Origin of the sequence: Acinetobacter bereziniae LMG 1003 = CIP 70.12 (assembly GCF_000368925.1) — a bacterium.
Lineage (GTDB): Bacteria > Pseudomonadota > Gammaproteobacteria > Pseudomonadales > Moraxellaceae > Acinetobacter > Acinetobacter bereziniae.
In genome coordinates this window covers 911,218-931,609 of sequence record NZ_KB849755.1, presented here as the reverse complement: position 1 = coordinate 931,609, position 20,392 = coordinate 911,218, and the positions used below count along the sequence as shown (strand labels likewise).

At 39.3% G+C, this 20,392-nt stretch carries 18 protein-coding genes; 11 read left to right on the top strand and 7 right to left on the bottom strand.

The window, feature by feature from the left end; translation table 11 throughout:
- Nucleotides 1-3 precede the first annotated feature (3 nt).
- The 5 genes from F938_RS06355 to F938_RS06335 all read left to right on the top strand — a co-directional run bounded on the left by F938_RS06355 (nt 4) and on the right by F938_RS06335 (nt 6,991).
- Nucleotides 4-1,842 (top strand): extracellular solute-binding protein, encoded by a 1,839-nt coding sequence (locus F938_RS06355; protein WP_005030436.1) that lies wholly within the window; start codon nt 4-6, stop codon nt 1,840-1,842.
- A gap of 114 nt (nt 1,843-1,956) precedes the next feature.
- Nucleotides 1,957-3,027: a microcin C ABC transporter permease YejB gene (locus F938_RS06350; RefSeq protein WP_005030434.1), complete on the top strand. Its 1,071-nt coding sequence runs from the start codon at nt 1,957-1,959 to the stop codon at nt 3,025-3,027.
- Nucleotides 3,027-4,043, top strand: a complete 1,017-nt coding sequence (locus tag F938_RS06345) for an ABC transporter permease (RefSeq protein ID WP_005030432.1) — start codon at nt 3,027-3,029, stop codon at nt 4,041-4,043. Before F938_RS06350 ends, F938_RS06345 begins: the two co-directional genes overlap by 1 nt.
- Nucleotides 4,015-5,613 (top strand): ATP-binding cassette domain-containing protein, encoded by a 1,599-nt coding sequence (locus F938_RS06340; RefSeq protein ID WP_005030430.1) that lies wholly within the window; start codon nt 4,015-4,017, stop codon nt 5,611-5,613. The genes F938_RS06345 and F938_RS06340 overlap by 29 nt, the downstream gene beginning before the upstream one ends.
- A 133-nt stretch (nt 5,614-5,746) precedes the next feature.
- The gene (locus F938_RS06335) at nt 5,747-6,991 is read left to right on the top strand and encodes an NADH:flavin oxidoreductase/NADH oxidase family protein (protein WP_005030428.1); all 1,245 of its coding nucleotides are present in this window, start codon (nt 5,747-5,749) and stop codon (nt 6,989-6,991) included.
- Nucleotides 6,992-7,323: 332 nt separating this feature from the next.
- Here the strand turns inward: F938_RS06335 and F938_RS06325 are convergent, their stop codons facing one another.
- The 3 genes from F938_RS06325 to map form a co-directional block, all read right to left on the bottom strand.
- Nucleotides 7,324-8,550: an MFS transporter gene (locus tag F938_RS06325; protein ID WP_005030426.1), complete on the bottom strand. Its 1,227-nt coding sequence runs from the start codon at nt 8,548-8,550 to the stop codon at nt 7,324-7,326.
- Nucleotides 8,551-8,722: 172 nt separating this feature from the next.
- The gene (locus F938_RS06320) at nt 8,723-9,772 is read right to left on the bottom strand and encodes an OmpW/AlkL family protein (RefSeq protein ID WP_005030424.1); all 1,050 of its coding nucleotides are present in this window, start codon (nt 9,770-9,772) and stop codon (nt 8,723-8,725) included.
- A gap of 327 nt (nt 9,773-10,099) precedes the next feature.
- Nucleotides 10,100-10,927, bottom strand: coding sequence for a type I methionyl aminopeptidase (gene map / locus F938_RS06315; protein ID WP_004831704.1), 828 nt, complete (start codon nt 10,925-10,927; stop codon nt 10,100-10,102).
- Between the two features lie 219 nt (nt 10,928-11,146).
- On the opposite strand from map, the gene rpsB reads away from it, so the two are divergent.
- The 6 genes from rpsB (at nt 11,147) to F938_RS06285 (ending at nt 15,770) form a co-directional block, all read left to right on the top strand.
- Nucleotides 11,147-11,899 carry a 30S ribosomal protein S2 gene (rpsB, locus tag F938_RS06310; protein ID WP_004831703.1) on the top strand — a complete coding sequence of 251 codons (753 nt, stop codon included), beginning with the start codon at nt 11,147-11,149 and terminating at the stop codon, nt 11,897-11,899.
- Between the two features lie 139 nt (nt 11,900-12,038).
- The gene (gene tsf / locus F938_RS06305; protein ID WP_004722025.1) at nt 12,039-12,914 is read left to right on the top strand and encodes a translation elongation factor Ts; all 876 of its coding nucleotides are present in this window, start codon (nt 12,039-12,041) and stop codon (nt 12,912-12,914) included.
- Nucleotides 12,915-13,082: 168 nt separating this feature from the next.
- Nucleotides 13,083-13,631 carry a DUF3465 domain-containing protein gene (locus F938_RS06300; RefSeq protein ID WP_004831702.1) on the top strand — a complete coding sequence of 183 codons (549 nt, stop codon included), beginning with the start codon at nt 13,083-13,085 and terminating at the stop codon, nt 13,629-13,631.
- A gap of 135 nt (nt 13,632-13,766) precedes the next feature.
- A complete protein-coding gene (locus F938_RS06295; protein WP_005030420.1) occupies nt 13,767-14,588 on the top strand; it encodes an AraC family transcriptional regulator in 822 nt (273 codons plus the stop codon).
- A 124-nt stretch (nt 14,589-14,712) separates the two neighbouring features.
- The gene (locus F938_RS06290) at nt 14,713-15,459 is read left to right on the top strand and encodes an AzlC family ABC transporter permease (protein WP_005030419.1); all 747 of its coding nucleotides are present in this window, start codon (nt 14,713-14,715) and stop codon (nt 15,457-15,459) included.
- Nucleotides 15,456-15,770 carry an AzlD domain-containing protein gene (locus F938_RS06285; protein WP_005030418.1) on the top strand — a complete coding sequence of 105 codons (315 nt, stop codon included), beginning with the start codon at nt 15,456-15,458 and terminating at the stop codon, nt 15,768-15,770. The genes F938_RS06290 and F938_RS06285 overlap by 4 nt, the downstream gene beginning before the upstream one ends.
- A 51-nt stretch (nt 15,771-15,821) precedes the next feature.
- Here the strand turns inward: F938_RS06285 and F938_RS06280 are convergent, their stop codons facing one another.
- The 4 genes from F938_RS06280 to F938_RS06265 all read right to left on the bottom strand — a co-directional run bounded on the left by F938_RS06280 (nt 15,822) and on the right by F938_RS06265 (nt 20,339).
- Nucleotides 15,822-16,268 (bottom strand): Mpo1 family 2-hydroxy fatty acid dioxygenase, encoded by a 447-nt coding sequence (locus F938_RS06280; protein ID WP_005030417.1) that lies wholly within the window; start codon nt 16,266-16,268, stop codon nt 15,822-15,824.
- A 134-nt stretch (nt 16,269-16,402) separates the two neighbouring features.
- Nucleotides 16,403-17,176, bottom strand: a complete 774-nt coding sequence (locus tag F938_RS06275) for a DUF4850 domain-containing protein (protein WP_005030416.1) — start codon at nt 17,174-17,176, stop codon at nt 16,403-16,405.
- Nucleotides 17,177-17,195: 19 nt separating this feature from the next.
- The gene (locus tag F938_RS06270) at nt 17,196-18,983 is read right to left on the bottom strand and encodes an amidohydrolase (RefSeq protein WP_005030415.1); all 1,788 of its coding nucleotides are present in this window, start codon (nt 18,981-18,983) and stop codon (nt 17,196-17,198) included.
- A gap of 192 nt (nt 18,984-19,175) precedes the next feature.
- Complete coding sequence (locus F938_RS06265; RefSeq protein ID WP_005030414.1) at nt 19,176-20,339, bottom strand: MFS transporter; 1,164 nt, start codon at nt 20,337-20,339, stop codon at nt 19,176-19,178.
- Nucleotides 20,340-20,392: the final 53 nt, after the last annotated feature.

Here is a 20,392-nt window from a genome sequence, read left to right as displayed (position 1 = left end):
GGAATGCACCTGAGTTTTACACATGTCAGTACATTCGTATTGGCATTGGGGGGAGGTATTGCAGTGGATGTAGCTGCTGCAATTCAGACTACACCTTATATTGCGGTTCATAATTCGCCATTATATGTCAAAGCTCAGGTCATGCCTTATGCCAATGTCAATGCGCCCAAAGGCGGTTATATCAGTACGTCAAGTATTGGTACATTTGATAATTTAAACAGTTTGAATGGCAAAGGCAGTTCGACTGAAGGAATCAACTATGTATTTGATAGCTTGATGGATAGCTCGTTGGATGAACCAGGTGTGTTATATCCACTACTTGCTGAAAAAGTCAGTTATGATCCCGCTAAAACCAAATATGTCATTTTTCACCTAAATCCTCAAGCCCGTTTTAGTGATGGGTCACCAGTCACCGCTGAAGATATCAAATTTAGCTTTGATACGATTCAGACCAAAGCCAATCTTGGCTTTCAAATGTATTTATCTGATTTGGCAAAAACGGAAGTGTTGTCCAAGTATCAGGTAAAAATGACCTTTAAATCTGCCCATAATCCTGATATGCCTTATATTTTGGCAAAGATCGCAATTTACTCAAAAGCGGATTGGAAAAATAAAGACTATAGCAAAGTGACTTTGCAACCGATTTTAGGATCTGGTCCTTATTTAATTGAACGAATTGATTCTGGACGTAGTATTACTTATAGACGGAACCCACACTATTGGGCAAAAGACTTGCCTGTCAATCGCGGACGTTATAACTTTGATCGAATCAAATATGTTTATTATCGCAGTCCTGAGGTTGCTTTTGAGGGCTTTAAGTCCGGACAGTATACATTTTACCAAGAGAAAAGCGCGCGCAATTGGGTGACTGCATATCATTTTCCTGCGGTAAAAGCAGGACTAGTCAAAGCTTATACCGCTAAAATTCAAACACCGGCATTAACTCAAAGTTTGGTATTTAATACCCGGAAAACACCTTTTAATGATCTGTATTTTCGACAGGCCTTAACCTATGCTTATGATTTTGAATGGATCAACAAAGCTTTGTTATATGGTCAAAATATTCGACTACAAAGCCATTTTCAAAACAGTGAGCTAGCTGCAACGGGGAAACCCAGTGTTCAAGAACTAGAGATTCTTAAACCTTATCTTAAACAACTTCCAACTTTACAACGAGAAGGTGTTTTAGCAGATTGGCAATATCCTGTTTCTGATGCCAGTGGTTTTAATCGGCAAAACCTGTTGATTGCACGTTCTATTTTATTAAAAGCAGGGTATCGTTTTTACCAAGGTCAATTGCTTGATCAGCAAGGGAAACCTATTCGCATTGAGTTTTTGATTCATCAGGATGGTGCGCAACGAACTTTGCTGCCCTATATACGCAATTTAAAAAAATTAGGTATTCAAGTTACGATTCGCCAAGTGGATTTGCCGCAATATACTGAACGTATGCGCCGTTTGGATTTTCAGATGACACCAATGGATATGCCACAATCTTTGACGCCAGGTGCTGAACAGGCTCAAATGTGGGGTTCTAAAGCAGCAGATGAGGTGGGCAATTATAACTATGCAGGAATTAAAAATCCTGTAATCGATCAATTGATCCAAAAGATGATTGCTTCCCCAAATCGTGAACAACTGGTATTACATACACGTGTACTCGATCGTGTGTTACGTGCTGGTTATTATCAAATTCTGACCTATGGCAATGATAAAAATTGGTATGCCTATTGGAACATGTATCATCAACCTGTAATTAAACCCAAACTATCACTCGGTTTGGAGTATTGGTGGGCTGATCCGATTGAAACTAAAAAAGTAGAGCAATATTTAAAAAGATAATCGATGAAAAAAATTGTCTAAAAGACAATAGTATGCAAAACATAAGTGACTCAAATTAAGTCGTAGTTAAATTGATTCATCCATCCTCATGAGGACATAAGGAACCTTGTTGCAATGGGCACATATATACTCAAAAGGCTATTACTGATCATTCCAACATTGTTCTTTGTTTTATTGATCAATTTTGTTGTGGTTCAAATTGCACCAGGCGGACCTGTTGAACAGGCGATTCAGCAAGCAGAAAACTTTCAACGAGATCATATCGGCACGGGTGGAGTTTCTGCTTCGATCGACCGTCATGAGTATCGTGGTGCGCAAGGTTTGAGCCAAGAAATGGTTGAGCAAATCAAAAAGCAATATGGTTTTGATCAACCCGCGTATCGACGTTTTGGACTGATGCTGAGCAATTATTTGGCTTTTGATTTTGGCAGCAGTTTTTTTAAAGATAAACCTGTTACAGAACTCTTACTCGAAAAAATGCCAGTCACAATGTCTTTGGGTTTATGGAGCACTTTGCTGATTTACTTAATTTCCATTCCTTTGGGTATAAGGAAAGCCAAACAGAATGGTCTTTTTTTTGATCGAGCAACATCATTGCTACTCGCTGTAGGTTATGCCGTTCCTGCTTTTGTCTTTGCGATTTTGTTGATCGTATTTTTTGCTGGTGGTTCTTATTTTCAGTGGTTTCCATTACAGGGTTTTGTATCAGACAACTTTCACAGTTTGAACTTGTTTGAGCAGGTGATTGATTATTTTTGGCACATGGCTTTACCTTTGTTGGCAATGGTGCTGGGTGGTTTTGCCAGTTTAACCTATCTTACAAAATATACATTTATGGAAGAGTTAAATAAGCATTATGTACTCGCTGCACGTGCCAAAGGTTTGACCGAAAATACAGTGCTCTACAAACATGTATTCCGTAATGCCTTATTGGTGATTGTGGCAGGGTTACCTGAAGTGCTTGTGGGGGTGTTTTTTGTAGGTAACTTACTGATCGAAATAATTTTTAATTTAGATGGATTAGGCTTACTGGGTTTTGAAGCTGTACAACAGCGTGATTATCCTGTGATTTTTGGTACTTTATTCTTTTTGACCCTCTTTGGTCTGATTTTAAGATTGATTTGCGATGTGTTGTATCGGGTGATTGATCCTCGGATTGATTTTGAATCAAGAGGTGCGAAATAATGTCACCAATCATGCATGCCCGTTTAGAGAAATTTAAACAAAATCGATTGGGCTTTGGCTGTTTTATTCTATTTATGGCACTGTTTGTGATTTCTATTTCAGCTGAATTTATTGCCAATGATAAGCCAGTATTGGTCAAATACGATCAGCACTATTACATGCCTGTGTTTAAAGCCTATCCAGAAACAACCTTTGGTGGAGTTTTTGAAACTGAAGCTGATTATCGAGATCCTGTTGTTCAACAGTTGATTGATGAAAAAGGCTGGGCGATTTGGCCTATTCTACGCTTCTCCTATCAGACCCCTAATTTAGATTTAGCTGTCCCTGTACCATCACCACCTACAACGCAAAATTGGTTGGGAACAGATGACCAAGGACGTGATGTTTTGGCCAGAATCCTGTATGGATTACGTATATCCTTGTTATTTGGTTTTGCTCTTACGTTGTTTGCTGCTTTTCTTGGAGTCGTTGTGGGTGCGATTCAGGGCTATTATGGTGGATGGATTGATTTGATTGGGCAACGAATCCTCGAAGTTTGGGGAGGATTACCCACTTTATTTATGGTGATTATTTTAGTCAGTTTGTTTACGCCAAGTGTGTATTGGCTGTTTTTGATCATGTTGATTTTTGGCTGGACAGAGTTGGTGGGTATTGTGCGAGCGGAGTTCCTTCGTGCGCGTCACTTGGATTATGTGCAAGCAGCGCGTGCATTAGGCGTAAGTGATTTAGTGATTATTTTTAGGCATATTCTGCCAAATGTCATGAGTTCAAGCTTGTCACAATTACCTTTTATGTTGACTGCAAATATTACAGCACTTACGGCGTTGGATTTTCTAGGCTATGGCTTACCACCTGATGCCGCATCTTTGGGAGAGTTACTGCTACAAGGTAAAAATAACCTAGATGCACCGTGGCTTGCACTTTCAGGTTTTTTTACATTGGCGTTGGTTTTGTCATTATTAATTTATATTGGGGAGGCGACACGCGATGCATTCGATCCAAGACGCCAAAAATAATGATGAATCTTTATTATTGTCTGTTAAGCATCTGCACATTGAAAATAAACAACAGAAAGTGCTGGTTGAGAATCTGAATTTTGATTTACATGTCGGTGAAACTGTAGCGATTGTCGGGGAGAGTGGATCCGGGAAATCTATCAGCGGTTTGGCTTTACTGGGATTACTTCCAGATGATTTAAAAGTTTCAGGGCAAGCTGTCTATGATCAACACGACTTATTGGCACTCAATCAAAATGGTATATTAAATATTCGTGGTAAAAAAATTGCCATGATCTTTCAAGAACCGATGACCGCTTTAAATCCATTGCATAAAGTAGAACGGATTGTGGGTGAAACCTTAATTTTAGAAGGGATGTCTAAAGAAAAAGCCAGAAAACGTGTCTATGATTTATTGTGTGATGTCGGGATGGATGATCCTGAGGATAAGTTACAACGTTATCCACATGAACTGTCGGGCGGGCAAAGACAACGTGTTTTAATCGCTTCAGTATTGGCACAAAAACCTGAAATTATTATTGCAGACGAGCCAACCACAGCATTGGATGTTACCTTACAATCCCAAGTCTTAAACTTATTACAATTGCTGATTTTGAATCATAAAATGGCGATGATCCTGATTAGCCATGACTTGAATTTGGTTCGTAAATATTCCAATCAAGTGATCGTGATGAATCAGGGACGAGTTGAAGAAAAGGGTTTAGTTCGAGATATTTTTCTAAAACCTAAAACAGCATATACCCAATATTTACTGGATCATAACTTTGGTGAAGCCAATCCAACACCGAATGACAGTCATTTGGTACTATCTTTACATCGACTCGGGGTCAAATTTCCAATTCGGAAAGGAGTTTTAAATCGAATCCAAGATTATTTTATTGCGGTTGAGCCTTTAAATTTGCGTTTGAATCGTGCTGAATCCATTGGGATTGTCGGAGAAAGCGGTTCTGGTAAAACATCTTTAGCTTTGGCAATTGCAAGACTGATTGAAAGTACAGGTAATATTATTTTATTAAATCAAGATATTAATCGCTTGAATCAGCGCAAATTAAGACCGCTACGCTGCAATTTTCAGATTGTCTTTCAAGATCCATTAAGCAGTTTAAACCCAAGAATGACGGTCGATCAGATTATTCGAGAGGGCTTGGCACTACAAAATTTAAAAGAATCAGAAATGATTATTCGGATCAATGAAATTTTGAATAAAGTTGAATTACCTGTTGTCGTGAAACAACTTTATCCGCATCAGCTTTCAGGAGGACAACGTCAACGTGTCGCTTTGGCACGTGCAGTGGTACTGCGACCTAAATTACTGATTCTTGATGAGCCAACATCTGCACTTGATCGAACCACACAGCGTGCAATTGTGAAATTATTGCGTCAATTGCAACAAGACTATCAAATGAGCTATTTATTTATTAGTCATGACTTGCAAGTAGTCAAAGCACTGTGTCAGAAAGTATTGGTGCTGAAAGAGGCGAAGGTTATCGAGTTCCAAGATACCCAAGATTTATTTGACAAGCCGTTGAATAGTTACACAAAAAATTTAATTAAAGCGAGTCAATATTAAGCTGTAATGATTGAGCAATTTTAATCTCTTCAGTCACACTTACAAAATTGACAAATTAAATTGTCAGATTTACGCTTGAACTATGTTAAATTTAAAATAGAGTAAAAACTCTAATCATTGAAGAGATTTGACCATGAGCCATCTTGCAGAATCATTAGAAATAAATAAGACCATTTTTAAAAACCGCATTATTAAAGGTGCGATGAGTGAGGCACTGGCAAACCATGCCGGACAACCCAATCAACTGCATTTGGGACTGTATGATGCATGGGGCAAAGGTGGTTTGGGTTGTGCGATCACTGGTAATGTGATGGTCGATTTCCGTGCTAAAAATGAGCCGGGTGTGGTTGTGGTTGAAACCGAGCGAGATCTTGCCAAATTGACTGAATGGGCAAATATCGGAAAAAAACACGGCATGGTGCAATTGATTCAATTGTCACATCCGGGACGTCAGTGTCCAAAAGGGCTAAATAAAGAAACAGTTGCGCCATCTGCCGTACCGTTTAGTCCATTACTGGCAACCACATTTGGGACTCCTCGAGCGTTAAGTGAAGCTGAAATCTTAGATATTATCCAGCGTTTTGCAGAATCAGCGCGGATTTGTGAAAAAGCAGGATTCGAAGGGGTGCAGCTCCACGGCGCACATGGTTATTTGATCAGCCAATTTCTCTCACCGTTGACCAATAAGCGTCAAGACCAGTGGGGCGGTTCAATTGAAAACCGTATGCGTTTCTTATTGGAAATTTATCAAGCAGTTCGTGCCAAAACCTCAGAAAAATTTATTGTATCGGTTAAGTTGAACTCTGCGGACTTTCAACGTGGTGGAATTACTGAAGAAGAAGTGGTGCAAGTATTCAAAGCGATTGATGCAGCTGGTATTGATATTATCGAAATTTCTGGTGGAACTTATGAAGCACCAGCAATGGCGGGAGCAAAGGCTGACAAGCGTAAACAAAGCACTATTGCACGTGAAGCATATTTCCTAGATTTTGCTGAAAAAATCCGTAAAGAGGTCAAATGTCATCTGATGGTGACAGGTGGTTTCCGCACAGCGCAAGGGATGAATGCAGCACTGGAGAGTGGCGCTTGCGAATTTATTGGTATTGCTCGTCCTTTGGCAGTAGAGCCTGATGTGAGTAATCATTTGATCGCAGGTCGAGATGTGCGCTACGCAGTAGAGCAAATCAAAACCGGTATTCCTTTTGTTGATAAAATGGCAATTATGGAAATCCTTTGGTATGCCGCTCAATTTAAAGCGATCGGTGAAGGCAAAAAGCCAAATCCGAAACTTTCACCATTAAAAGTATTCTTGAATTATGCCAAAAATAATGTCAAAGCTGTGATTCAAGGGCGAGTAAACTCACGCAAATCAGCTTAAGGTCATCTAAGATTGATCATTAAAGAGACCATTGTGAAATGGTCTTTTTAATGTCTAAACTTTTTTATTCAAAAAATAAAGACTGAATAGTGAATTTTAAAAAAGCTGCCATAAGCACGATTGTCTGGCAGCTTTTTTTGAACGCTTTCGAATCAATCGCACTGAGATTCAGCTCAAACGTTTAAGTCGTCAAATTTAGTTCAAATTAGTGTGCACAAAAAGCCATATTAAAATATTCAAACAATTCAGGTGTGTTAAACCACAGTAGGCTAGACAAGAGCAACAATAGAATAATGACACCCCAAACAGCAAATTTTAACCATATATCAGTATCAGTCATCGACAACCGCCTCCTCATTCACGAAGAAGTGCACAATAACGCCAAACAGACTTAACGCAATTGAACAACCCCAGATGATGTTGTAGTTACCTGTTATATCATGGTTTAAGCCACCCAACCAGCCACCAAAAAATGAGCCGACTTGATGGGTGAAAAATACAATACCGCTGAGCATGGTTAAATATTTTACACCAAACATATTGGCAACAATGCCATTGGTTAAAGGAACCGTTGAAAGCCAAAGAATCCCCATAATGATGCCGAAAGCATATACCGTCCAGATGCTCAGTGGCAGCATCAAAAATGCAATAATGGTTATGCCTCGTAAGCCATAGAGACCCATTAACAAATGAGGTTTTGAATATTTATCGCCTAACCAACCTGCGGCATAGGTTCCTACAATATTAAATAATCCAACCAGTGCAAGAAATACTGTACCTGTTGAAGCATCAAAACCATGATCAATCAGATAGCCAGGAAGATGGATACCTAAGAACACCACTTGGAATCCACATACCAAGAAACCAAAGGCCAACCACAGAAAAGGTTTGTGATGAAAGGCAATGTTTAAAATTTGCTTAAAGGTTAAGCTCGGTTTTAGCGCCTGCTTGACTGCATTTGGCGGGGTATACATTGGTGCTTTCAGCATCCATGCCAATGGGATAATCAATACAACCAAGACTGCCGTGATGACCAGTGCCGAAGACCATCCAAAGTTTTTAATCAGTAGGAGGGTGGTAGGCAACATGATAAATTGCCCAAATGAACCTGCCGCACTTGCAATCCCCATAGCCATGCTGCGTTTTCTTGGATGAGCGGCACGCCCAACTGCTGAAAGCAGTACCGAAAACGAAGTTGCAGAGAGAGCTAAGCCAATAATTAAACCGACACTAAGGTCAAGTAAAAGGGCATTTGAACTGACTGACATCAACAACAAGCCAATCGTATAAAGTACACCACCAACTGCAACAACTTTTTTACTGCCGTATTTATCAGCAAGTGCACCTGTAAAGGGTTGAACAGCACCCCAGAGTAAGTTTTGCATAGCAATTGCCAAGCTAAAAACTTGGTGGCTCCAGTTAAACTCATGGCTCATCGGGACTAAATAAAGTCCAAAACCATGACGCACACCCAAAGAAAGTGCCAGAATAAAAGCACTTCCAATGAGCATATAAATGAGAGGTTTAGAAAAGCGAGTGTCGTCCTGTAGCGCTGACATAAGTGGTCCATTGAATCATCATATGAGAATTGTAGAGGATTCAATGGGACTTAGCGATAGAATAAAATTTTATCGATCGATAAATTTTAGTGATCAATCTGCTCGGTTTAGGTCAATGATTTTAATTTATTGATTAAATGATTTTTCAAGAAAATCATTTTAGTCTCAGAAATTAAAAACGGTAACCTACACCCACATAGGTAATCAGAGGATCGATATCAATTTTAGTCTTAGCCGTAACAAGATCTTTATTGGTATTTGAGTTTGAAATGGTAATTGTGGCATCGCTACTCATAGGAGCATAAGTTACTGAGCCTACGCCAAACCAACGCTCATTAAAGTCATAGGTTGCACCCAATGTTGCCATAGGCGCCCAAGCATCATCTGCTTTGACTTTGACTACAGGATTTGCTGAAGATAGTTTACCGTCAAGTGCAGCACCTGCTTGATTATCTAAGACATTTTGAATCATATGACCTGCTGCAATCAAATCATCTTTCACGCCATTATCGACTTTTAAATGGGTGAAATGTGCATACATCACACCGACACCAAGATAAGGTCGAAATTTATTTACACCAGATTTACCAAATTGATAATGTAACTCTGCTGCTGGTAACCATGCAGTTGCCGATGCTGCTTTAGAGTGCTTGGATAAATCGGTAATCGGAATATCTTTCTGTAAGTCAATACTCCCGAGTGGAGTTGAATCTTTGCCTGTCAAAGGGGCATAGATTTGACCTTTACCTTCAATCTCAACTTTAGGTGGAATACCCGCTTTAAACTCTAGAGAAATATTGTCAGTAAAGTAATAATTGCCCATCAAGCCAAAAGTATCAACATCTTTTGCTGTTAAGCCTGTACCTTCAGCAGTCCAACTCGATAAGCCATTGACAGTCGCTGTACCAGTTAAAGCACTGGGAATTGTGTCACCTAAAAGACCGATTGCACCATATAGAAAAGGATTTGATTCCTTAACAGCTGCATCTAGTACAGCTTTTTTAGAAATATCTCCTACTTTTGATTGGGTTCCTTCAGCAACGGCGGTATTCACTTTGATGGGATTGCCATTGCCTTGTGGCATAGCATGTAACCAGCCTGCTGATACAGAAAATCGCTTAAATCCATCACCATCTTTAAAACTGAAATAAGGTGAATCCGCATGTGCCATCATAGGTAAAGTCACACATGTGGTGATCATGCAAAGTAATGATTTCTTCATAGAATTGGACTCCATGTCCGCAATTGATACTAATTTTTATGTATTTTTATTATTAGGATTTTTTGCTGTGTTTGAATGTTGCTTTTGCAAGGTCTTTTTTTAAGTGAATGTTCTTTTTTTAATGTTTTATTTATCATCGGGTTGATAATCTTAGCATCTATGTAATTGTGTTAATATTGCATTACATTGTAAAAATAGAAGATTTTTACGGTAAAAAATATTTTAAAACAATATCTTATTTATAGTGGAAAATTGCAGTAATAAAAAAAGGTCATATCAATATGACCTTTTCTTAAATGACTCAAGTCAGTTTAGTCAATGACTTATTTATTTCTGAAAGCGAGACAAGTCTTCTTCAGGGCGCGCGGTTAAAACTTCAACACCATTTTTAGTGACTAGAAGTGTATGTTCGTATTGCGCTGAAAGGCTATGATCTTTGGTTACGACAGTCCATTTATCGCCCATCAAACGGGTTTGCCAAACGCCTGCATTGACCATCGGCTCAATGGTAAAGGTCATACCTTCTTCTAAAACCATACCTGAGTTTGGTTGTCCATAATGTAAAACTTGGGGTTCGTCATGGAATACAGTGCCAATACCATGACCACAATATTCACGGACAACGCTAAAACGCTCTGACTCAACATACTTTTGGATTGCAGCACCAATATCGCCAATTGTAGAGCCTGGTTTAACGGTTGCCATACCACGGTACATTGCTTCTTGAGCAACTTTACATAAACGGTCTGCAATGATTGAAGTTTCTCCACCAACGACATACATCATATTGGTATCGCCGTGGTAACCATCTTTAATCACTGTGACATCAATATTCAGGATATCGCCTTTTTTCAGGATTTTACTTTCAGACGGAATGCCGTGACATACCACGTGGTTCACAGAAGTACAAATCACATGTTGGAAAGCCGGTCGGCCGGGTGCAGCGCCATAACCCAAACATGCAGGTATAGCATTTTGTGTATTGACAATATAGTCATGACAAATCGTATCCAACTCCAGTGTACTGACACCTGGTTTGATATGCGGTTTGATCATATCCAAAACTTCTGCAGCCAATCGACCTGCAACACGCATCTTCTCAATTTCATCTGCGGTTTTGATTAATCGACGGGGCGCTTCGTAAGTACTGTTCATGATCTTTAAAAACTTTTGGAAATTTGTATGTGACTATGGTATAAATAGCCGCCCAATTTATCAAATGCTTTCTGTGACTTTCTTTATGAATCGTTTATGGAAATTTTGATAAGGGCAATTTAAAAATCCGCACATATGTCGTCACATTACTCTGGGTGCCTGAAAGGGTGGAGAATGCGGACATATGGAGGCCTAACCCAAACTTTTAAGGTAAAGAAAATGGCAGATTACAACGTAAGCATGCGCGACCTTCTTCAAGCTGGTGCGCACTTTGGTCACCAAACTCGCTTCTGGAACCCAAAAATGCGTCAATACATTTTTGGTGCGCGTAACCGCATTCACATCATTAACCTTGAACACACTGTTCCTGCGTTAAATGATGCTTTGAATTTTGTTAACAATCTAGCAAGCAAAAAGAACAAAGTATTGTTCGTTGGTACAAAACGTGCTGCTTCTAACATCATTCGTGAGCAAGCTCAGCGCGCTGGTCAACCTTATGTTGATCACCGTTGGTTGGGTGGTATGTTGACTAACTGGAAAACTCTTCGTCAGTCAATCAACCGTTTGAAAGATCTTCAAACTCAATCACAAGATGGTACTTTTGCTAAACTTACTAAACGTGAAGCATTAGAACGTACTCGTGAAATGGAAAAACTTGAACGCTCTTTAGGCGGTGTTAAGAACATGGGTGGTTTACCTGACGCATTGTTCATCATCGACGTTGATCACGAAGCAATCGCGATTAAAGAAGCTAAAAACCTTGGTATTCCAGTAATCGGTATCGTTGATACAAACTCTAACCCAGATAACGTAGATTTCGTTATTCCTGGTAACGACGATGCGATCCGTGCTGTTACACTTTATGCTTCTGCAATGGCTGATGCGATTCTTGCTGGTAAAGAATACGCTCAAACTCAAGCAAATGCTCAAGCTAAAGGCGAAGAAGCTGCGAAAGAAGCTCCTGAGGCTTAATGCGTTTTGACGCAAGCTTGTCATTTTTGTGAATTAAAATGATGACAAATTGAGCGTCGATAAAGCAAAACGGCCCAGAGAAACCTTTGGGCCGTTTTTGTTGAACAGATTCATATTCTACCGTATTTAGGAGAACAACATGACTGCAGTTACTGCGAGCATGGTAAAAGAATTACGTGACCGTACTGGTCTTGCAATGATGGAATGCAAAAAAGCATTAACAGAAGCAGACGGTGACATCGAATTAGCGATTGATAACCTTCGTAAATCAGGTCAAGCAAAAGCAGCTAAAAAAGCTGGTAATATTGCTGCTGATGGTGCAATCACGATTGCTCAAGAAGGTAACAAAGCAATTCTTTTAGAAGTAAACTGTCAAACTGACTTCGTTGCGAAAGACGAAAACTTTGCTGGTTTCTCTGCTAAAGTTGCTGCTGCTGCACTTGCTGCTGGCGTAACTGACGCTGCTCAAATTGCTGAATTGAAACTTGAAGACGGTTCAACTGTTGAAGAAGCTCGTATTGCGCTTGTTCAAAAAATCGGTGAAAACATTCAAGTTCGTCGTGCTGCAATTGTAGAAGGTGAAAACCTTGCAGTTTACAAACACGGTTTAAAAATTGGTGTTGTTGTTTCTTACACAGGTTCTGCTGAAACTGGTAAAGGTATTGCAATGCACGTTGCTGCGTTCAACCCAGTTGCTGTAACTGCTGAAGACGTTTCTGCTGATCTTATCGCTAAAGAGAAAGAAATTGCAGAAGCTAAAGCAATCGAATCTGGTAAACCAGCAAACATCGTTGAAAAAATGGTAACTGGTTCAGTTGAAAAATACTTGAACGAAGTTGTTCTTGAGCGTCAACAATACGTTATCGACAACGACAAAAAAGTTGCTGAAGTATTGAAAGCGACTGCAACAACTGTAGCTCAATTCGTTCGCTTCGAAGTAGGTGAAGGTATTGAGAAAAAAGCTGAAATGAGCTTTGCTGAAGAAGTTGCTGCTGCTCAGGCTGCTGCTAAATAATTTTACTTTCTGAGTATAATTATTGAAAACCCCTCATTTGAGGGGTTTTTTATTGCTATTGATTTTAAAGAAAAAAATTCAAGAAGAATCAGTAAAATGATTTTATACAAATGATGAGCGTTATTCTTTTATAATCTCTATTATTCATATTGCTTAGACTAAAACTTAATGGCAAACAAAACGCAACTTGGTATTGGTGCTGCAATCGCTGTAATTGTTGCTGCTTATTTTGGTATTGACCTAAACCAACAAAACAAGGCATCAACTGGGCAAGCTCAAGTTAATTCCCAAGATCAAAACAATCGTGCTGCACAATTTGATTCTAAATCAAGTGATCAGCAAAATTTTCAAAACACGCAGTCAAACAATAGTCAAAATCAGCAAGGGTTAACGGTTATTCGTCAAGCTTTTGATGGAAAGTTGAGTAATGTTCAAGTTCAGTCGGAAGGGCGAGTAAAAGCAATATTACGTGACGATACTCAAGGTTCACGTCATCAAAAATTCATACTTTCATTGGATAACGGTTTAACTGTCTTGGTCGCACATAATATTGATTTAGCACCACGAATTGATCATTTACGTAAAGGCGATCGTGTTGAGTTTTTTGGAGAGTATGAATACAGTAATCAAGGTGGTGTGATTCATTGGACACATCATGATCCAAGTCGCCGTCATGAAGATGGTTGGTTAAAGCATGATGGAAAAACCTATCAATAAATAGTGCATTGTTCATTCAGTTCTATAAAATTTAGTTGATTGTTATTCTATTCAGATTTCGACAGCAATTTTGTTCTATACCTTGTTTCTAATCGTGCTATTTTTAAGCCATCAGAAGGCGTTTGAATCGAAAACATGCAGGAGTGGGCAAACTATTTCCACCTTAAAGAATTAGGTGGATTGGAGTTGTTAAAAGCACAGTATCACCATAAGCAATTTTCAAAGCATGTGCATGAAGGTTATTGTATTGGTGTGATTGAAGATGGTGCGCAAAGTTTTTATCGAACAGGGCAGTTACATACAGCGCCGAAAGGTGACATTATTTTAGTCAATGCAGATGAAATTCACACAGGTTCATCTGCGGTTGAGTCGGGTTGGAAATACCGAGCAATTTATCCAACACCCGAAATGTTGCTTGAGGCAGGGCAAGATTTTTTTAGTGTCAAAAATAGTGTGCCTTGGTTTCCTTATGCTGTTGTTCACGATGTTGGCTTGGCACAACAATTTACCTTATTGTTTGATCTATTAGAACAAAAAGAAAATACGTTGCTCAAGGAAAGTCTGTATTTATCAACTTTGGCTCGTTTAATCAGTCGCTATGGTCGAGCAAAGTTAACACCCGCAGAGCTTCCTGAAGCACAACGTAAAGTTGAAATTGTCAAAGATTTATTGAATGCTTTTCCTGAGCGAGATTATTCTTTGACTGATTTGGCTGCAACTGTAGGATTGAGTCCTTGGCACTTTTTGCGAGAATTTAAAAAGTATACAGGGTTGCCGCCACACAGTTGGTTGGTACAAGTCCGTTTGCATAAAGCACGGCAATTATTAAAACAAGGTTATACGATCGCAATGACAGCACAAAATTGTGGCTTTTCAGATCAAAGCCATTTTAATCGACATTTTAAAAAGGCAATGGGCGTAACACCGTCCCAATATTTAAGCACTTTGAATATTTAGCCTAGTTCAACATCTTTTAAACGTTATAAGAAATCCTTAGACAGCAATAAAGCAGCAATTTCATGCAAGCCACGTCCACTGCTTTTGAAGATACTCATCCTATTCGTGGTTTTGGATTTAATTAATGAGTCATCAATTTGAACCTTGTTCTGCTGACATTCAATCGCAATCCGACTTGAATAAAAAAGCATTTTTACGAGGTGTTGTTGATATTTTACCTTTATCAATCGCTGTATTGCCTTGGGGGATTCTGGCAGGTTCGATGGCCATCAACGCAGGATTGACCTTTGCTCAGGCTTTTTCGATGTCGGCTGTTGTATTTGCAGGTGCTGCTCAACTGGTGAGTTTGGGTTTGGTTATGGCGGGGGCTTCGGTTTGGACCATTTTTATTACGGTGTTTTTCTTAACCAGTCAACATTTGATTTATGCCTTGAACTTCCGTAAGGATGTTACTCAATTTTCTTTTAGACAGAGATTGGTGATTGGCTTTCTGTTAACCGATGAATTATTTGCAGTGGGAATAGGGGAAAATAAGCAACGAACCTTCGCTTATCTATTTGGCGCTGGCTTATGTTTTTATTTAGCATGGTGTTTATTTAGCTTATTTGGCATCTTGCTGGCACAGTCGATACCTAATTTAGAAAGTTTACACCTCGATTTTTCGATTGTTGCGGTATTTATTCTCATCATTGTACCAATGATTAAAAACAAAGCGACCTTGATTGGGGTGATCTTTACCTTAATTTTTGCCTGTATCTTTAAATATCTTCAATTCGAAGGCAGCATTGTATTATCAGGAATTTTTGGCATGTTGAGTGCGATGTGTGCAGCAAAGTTGATAAGACTTAGAAGCTTAGGAGTTCAACAATGACATGGTTATTGCTACTAAGCTTGGCATTTATTGTATTTCTAAATCGATATTTCTTTCTCGAACCCAAAGTTGCATTTAAGTTACCGCATTGGATTGAAAATATGTTGCAGTATTCTGCACCTTGTTTACTCACCGCCATTTGTGCACCGATTGTGTTCTTCAATGATCAGCAATTGCGAGCTTTACCTTTGGATGCTTATTTTTTAACAGCGATCGTATGTATTGTTTTAGCGCTGATTTCTAAAAAAATCTTAGTCAATCTTGGTCTAAGTCTACTGTGTTTCTATGGTTTGTTTTATTTATTCAATTGACAGGAAATGGAGGGGAACCTCAGTGCGGAATTTCCCCTCAATGTATTTACCTTAAAAAGCCAGTTTTTGGCGTGTTTTCCATTTTGGCAGTACTTTACTTAGATATGCATCCATGCACCATACAGGACCAATCAAGAGAAATTGAAGATCTTTAAAAAATGAAGGTTTTTTACCCTCAATTTTATGCCCATAAAACTGTCCAATCCATGCCAAAACAAACACGCCAATATAAAAACCAACGCCAACAGGAAGCAGGTAGATCACCCATGCCATGACGGCAATCAATGCGGTCATGGCGACAGCAAGCACAATATCTAAGCGGGTGTAGAAAACCAGTGTAAGCACTAAAAGAAGGGCTGTAAGCAAGGCACTAAAATGTGCAAGGATTCCAATGATGGCAAATAAAATCGCAGGAACACAGACCCAATGGATGGCTTTATTGGTTTTGTTTTGATGACTTTCACTATATTCATCAAACCATTCAGTAATGTTTTTCATTTGGCGCTCCATGCAGATGGTTGGCTTTATTGTTCATCTAGCTTTAATTTTCCTGAAAATAATATAATTCAGAATTGGCTTGAGGTCAAAATCCGACTGACCAAATCAATTCCGATTGTTTTAGTCGACCTATTTTAATGCGTGCTTTGATAAAAATTTAAGATATCACGTGCCCAAGTTTGGTGTTGCGGTTTGAGCGTGACTTTGATTTCTTGAAAGTTGGTGATGTCATTACCGTCACTTTCATCGCTATAGTAGGCGATACCATGTGTATGTGCGTTGTGGTTGGGAATCTGATAACTAAAATAAACTTTGTTTTTGTTCACTCTGACGATCTTTAATAGATGATTTTTGTCCTCAATAGCACCAAACTCATTGGCTAGACTGAGTTTTCGAACATTTGGAAAATATAAACTGGCACTGTGCATGGCACAGCCAACACAAGCAGATGAATTGTAAATTGTGATCGCTTCATCTTTTTGAGAACTTGCGAGTACAGCATAAGCGACACCAGAAGGTCCTAAATCTGTACTGATGACCTGCCATGTTTTAGGGATGAGTACGGGACCAATACCAGGTAACAAGATAATTTTGAAATTTTTAGCCTGTGTTGTGGACAATTGATAATTAAATTGACACTTCACAGCTTGGGTTTTGTTGTTGTTACATACGGAATCGTCTTTATAAAAGCCAGTATCGTTAAATGGATTGGGAATGGCAGCAATATACGTGTCGACAAAAACATCATGATTAAGTCTGGTCGCTGGCAGCTTTTCGATGTGGTGTTGTTGATGTGGCGCTTTGTTATTTTTCAACGCTGGAAAAGTGGCTTTGAATATGGAAATATCGCCATAAGCAAAACCACTGAGCAGGAATAAAATCATGATTAAAATTTTTTGCTTGAGCATGACTTATCCTTTTTGATCTTTATTGAGGGCGTTGATAAATCAATCGACCTTCTTTATAGGTCGCTAATATTTTAATGTCTTTGATCTTTTGAGAAGGGACTTTTAAAGGGTCTTGATCTAAAAGTACAAGGTCCGCCAATTTTCCTTGCTCTAAAGTACCTTTATTTTTTTCTTCAAAGTACTGATATGCAGCCCAATCAGTCACTGATTTTAAAGCAATATAGGGACTGACTTTTTGATCTTCACCTAAAACATCTCCAGAACGGGTCGTTCGATTCACAGTGGCATCAATCACCATCATATTCTTGGGTGGAATAACAGGCGCATCATGATGTTCAGTAAAAATCATATTCTTGCGTAAAGCAGATCCAGTTGGGGAGATTCGGTTAGCGCGTTCTGCGCCAAGCGTTTCATGTTTGTGCCAATCACCCCAATAGTAGGTGTGTAATGAAAAGAATGATGGAATCAGTCCAAGTTTTTTGGCTTGATCTAATTGATCTTCACGCATGGTTTGGGCATGAATAATGACATTACGGCGGTCTGCATATCCATATTGAGTATTTGCTTTTTCAATGGTTGTTAAATATTGATCAATTGCAGCATCTCCATTGGCATGTGCAAGAATTTGCCAGTGATTCTGATAAGCAAGATTAATTGCATCTTGAACTTGTTTGATATCAGGATAAGCAGGATAACCTCGATAATCTTTGCTTTTGCCTTCTGGTGGAACAAGATAAGGCTGAGTGAGCCATGCAGTTTTGCCTTGAGGAGAACCATCTAGGCTGATTTTTACCCCGCCAATTCTAAAATGGTTTTGGTAATTTAGACTGCTGCCATTTTTAAGCATGTAGTTTTTTTCATTCATGATGTCGGGATAAACTACAACATCAATATTTAATTGGTTGATAGCGGCAAAACTTCGCCACAATTCAGCTGTGCCGTGATCAGCACGACCTTCTTGTACGGTGGTATAGCCATTTTTGATGTAGGTATTGAGCGCTGTTTTTGCCATATTTTGCATGATCTCAGGTGGCACTTGACTAAAAGCAGTTGCCATTGCTGAGAAAACGGCAGCTTCTTCAAGTACGCCATTGGGTTCTTGAGAATTTGCTTTACGGCGAATAATCCCTCCAGTTGGATTAGGTGTATTCTGATTGATGTTTAAAACCTCAAGCGCTTTATGATTGACTGAGGCTAAATGACCTGATTGGTGTAAGACAATAATAGGATGGTTGGTCGAAACCAAGTCTAAATCATCAGCAGTTGGGTGGCGTTTTTCATTCAGTTGCGCATCATCATAACCATTGCCAATAATCCATCCTGAGGTTGCCTTAATAAAATCAGGATTTTTTTGTTGCCACAAGGAAAGTTCATGAATCAGAGAGGGGATATCGGATACATTGCCATCTGGTGTTGGATAGAGGTTGGCAACAGTTTGCTGTAAACCCACACTGTTTAAATGGCTATGTGCATCGATAAACCCGGGGAGTAGAGTATGACGTTTTAAGTTAATTACTTGAGTATTCTTTTGTTTGAGTTTCTGTGCTTGGTTTAAATCACCTGCAAAGACAATTTTTCCATCTTTGACAAACAATGCTTCTACATAATGTGGTGACATCCCTTGCATGGTCAAAATCGAGCCACCATAAAAAAGTGTACTGGCTTGTGGAAGGGAAGTTGTGACAGTTTGAGATTTTGTGGGATCTGATTGAGCGATGTTGGTACAAGCACTGAGCAATCCAAAACTACTGATGCAGATGATAGGAGCAATAAATCGAACAAGCTGGGATGGGTTAAGTTGCAACATAGTGAATCACCCTAGTTTTTGTATTGTTAGAATTGAATATACGTCGCTACAATTGAATTCAAAATAGCGTATAGAATAAGAATTAAATTAACAAAGATTTCATGCTAAGTATAGAAATGATGTTTACTTTTCACATATTTAAACTGGGCTATTTAGTCACTTTTATGAATGTAAGATTAGAATTGATACAGATTAAACCAGTCTTTTTCTAAAATAAAGGATGCCCAGCAAAGCAAATGCCAAGCCAATAAACGATGGGGCATAACCAAAAGGCGTTGCAAGTAAGCCAACAATAACTGCACCTGCAACAGCACCGCCATAATTAAAAATATTAACTCGAGCAATAATTTCATCTCGTCGATTTTCATCTAAACGACCTGCGGCGGAAAAGGTCAGTGGGACCAATGCACCTACGGCGACACCAGCCAGCGCAAAACCAATGATTACGGTAACGAGTGAATGACTTATTCCTGATAATACACATCCAAATGCTCCGATCAGGATTGTGACTAATGCAACCCATGTGGCTGTTTTAAATCGCAGCAAATAATCAAGACTTAATCGCGTCAGTAAAATTCCAATTTGATAAGCTGCATAACCTAAAGGAGCAATCGTTGCTGAACTTGCTAAAACATCTTTGAGATAAATGGAGCTCCAAGTACTGATTGCGGAGTCGACAGTAAATACAATTAGGATAATTAGCCCAAAAATAAGTAGTTGTTGATATGGGATGGCTGGCTTCTGCTGTGGATTTAATTCTGCACACTGTTTTTGCTGAAATAACCAGTTTCTAGACAAATGCGAGGTGATGCACGCAATCACCACAGCGATGCATAATGCTGTCGTTGCGCCAAGTGGGGTTGAAACAGTGGCTGACATCATCAATGCGCCTAGAAAAGCAGCCGCTGTATAGCAAGCAAAGAAACCGCCAAAAACACTTTTCCCAAGTCGTTGTTCCATCATGACGGCTTGCATATTAAGTGCTGCATCTAAGCAGCCTAGTCCAAGCCCATACACTAAGAAGCTCGCAATCATCAGCATCACATTTGGGCTAAATGCAGCAATTGCTATTCCAATGGCTTCAAAAATAAAACCAGTCACAATGGCAAGTCGTGACCCAAGTTTAACCGCTATACGATCGGCTAAAATTGAACCGAGTGCTGCAGCAATACAGACTCCTAGAATGATCATTGCTAACTGGTCTTCAGTTAACTTAAATCGGTCTTTTATTGTGGGGAGAGCAGTCATGACTGTGGCGTAACCAAGTCCTTGTGTCGCAAACCCGAGCGCAATCACTTTGTGTGTTCTGCTGAGTATTCGATGATCTACACGGTGGATCTTATGGTTTGCTTCCATGCTGGACTCACTTGCCTAATTTTAGATTTTTGCTTTTTTTGGATATGTTCTCG

Bases quoted from the DNA above. Each gene is read 5' to 3' on its own strand.
- rpsB (WP_004831703.1), top strand. From the start codon at position 11,147: ATGGCAGATTACAACGTAAGCATGCGCGACCTTCTTCAAGCTGGTGCG.
- F938_RS06320 (WP_005030424.1), bottom strand. From the start codon at position 9,772: ATGAAGAAATCATTACTTTGCATGATCACCACATGTGTGACTTTACCT.
- F938_RS06345 (WP_005030432.1), top strand. From the start codon at position 3,027: ATGTCACCAATCATGCATGCCCGTTTAGAGAAATTTAAACAAAATCGA.
- F938_RS06280 (WP_005030417.1), bottom strand. From the start codon at position 16,268: ATGAAAAACATTACTGAATGGTTTGATGAATATAGTGAAAGTCATCAA.
- F938_RS06275 (WP_005030416.1), bottom strand. From the start codon at position 17,176: ATGCTCAAGCAAAAAATTTTAATCATGATTTTATTCCTGCTCAGTGGT.
- F938_RS06350 (WP_005030434.1), top strand. From the start codon at position 1,957: ATGGGCACATATATACTCAAAAGGCTATTACTGATCATTCCAACATTG.
- F938_RS06355 (WP_005030436.1), top strand. From the start codon at position 4: ATGCACCTGAGTTTTACACATGTCAGTACATTCGTATTGGCATTGGGG.
- map (WP_004831704.1), bottom strand. From the start codon at position 10,927: ATGAACAGTACTTACGAAGCGCCCCGTCGATTAATCAAAACCGCAGAT.
- F938_RS06340 (WP_005030430.1), top strand. From the start codon at position 4,015: ATGCATTCGATCCAAGACGCCAAAAATAATGATGAATCTTTATTATTG.
- F938_RS06325 (WP_005030426.1), bottom strand. From the start codon at position 8,550: ATGTCAGCGCTACAGGACGACACTCGCTTTTCTAAACCTCTCATTTAT.
- F938_RS06290 (WP_005030419.1), top strand. From the start codon at position 14,713: ATGAGTCATCAATTTGAACCTTGTTCTGCTGACATTCAATCGCAATCC.
- F938_RS06270 (WP_005030415.1), bottom strand. From the start codon at position 18,983: ATGTTGCAACTTAACCCATCCCAGCTTGTTCGATTTATTGCTCCTATC.
- F938_RS06285 (WP_005030418.1), top strand. From the start codon at position 15,456: ATGACATGGTTATTGCTACTAAGCTTGGCATTTATTGTATTTCTAAAT.
- F938_RS06300 (WP_004831702.1), top strand. From the start codon at position 13,083: ATGGCAAACAAAACGCAACTTGGTATTGGTGCTGCAATCGCTGTAATT.
- tsf (WP_004722025.1), top strand. From the start codon at position 12,039: ATGACTGCAGTTACTGCGAGCATGGTAAAAGAATTACGTGACCGTACT.
- F938_RS06265 (WP_005030414.1), bottom strand. From the start codon at position 20,339: ATGGAAGCAAACCATAAGATCCACCGTGTAGATCATCGAATACTCAGC.
- F938_RS06335 (WP_005030428.1), top strand. From the start codon at position 5,747: ATGAGCCATCTTGCAGAATCATTAGAAATAAATAAGACCATTTTTAAA.
- F938_RS06295 (WP_005030420.1), top strand. From the start codon at position 13,767: ATGCAGGAGTGGGCAAACTATTTCCACCTTAAAGAATTAGGTGGATTG.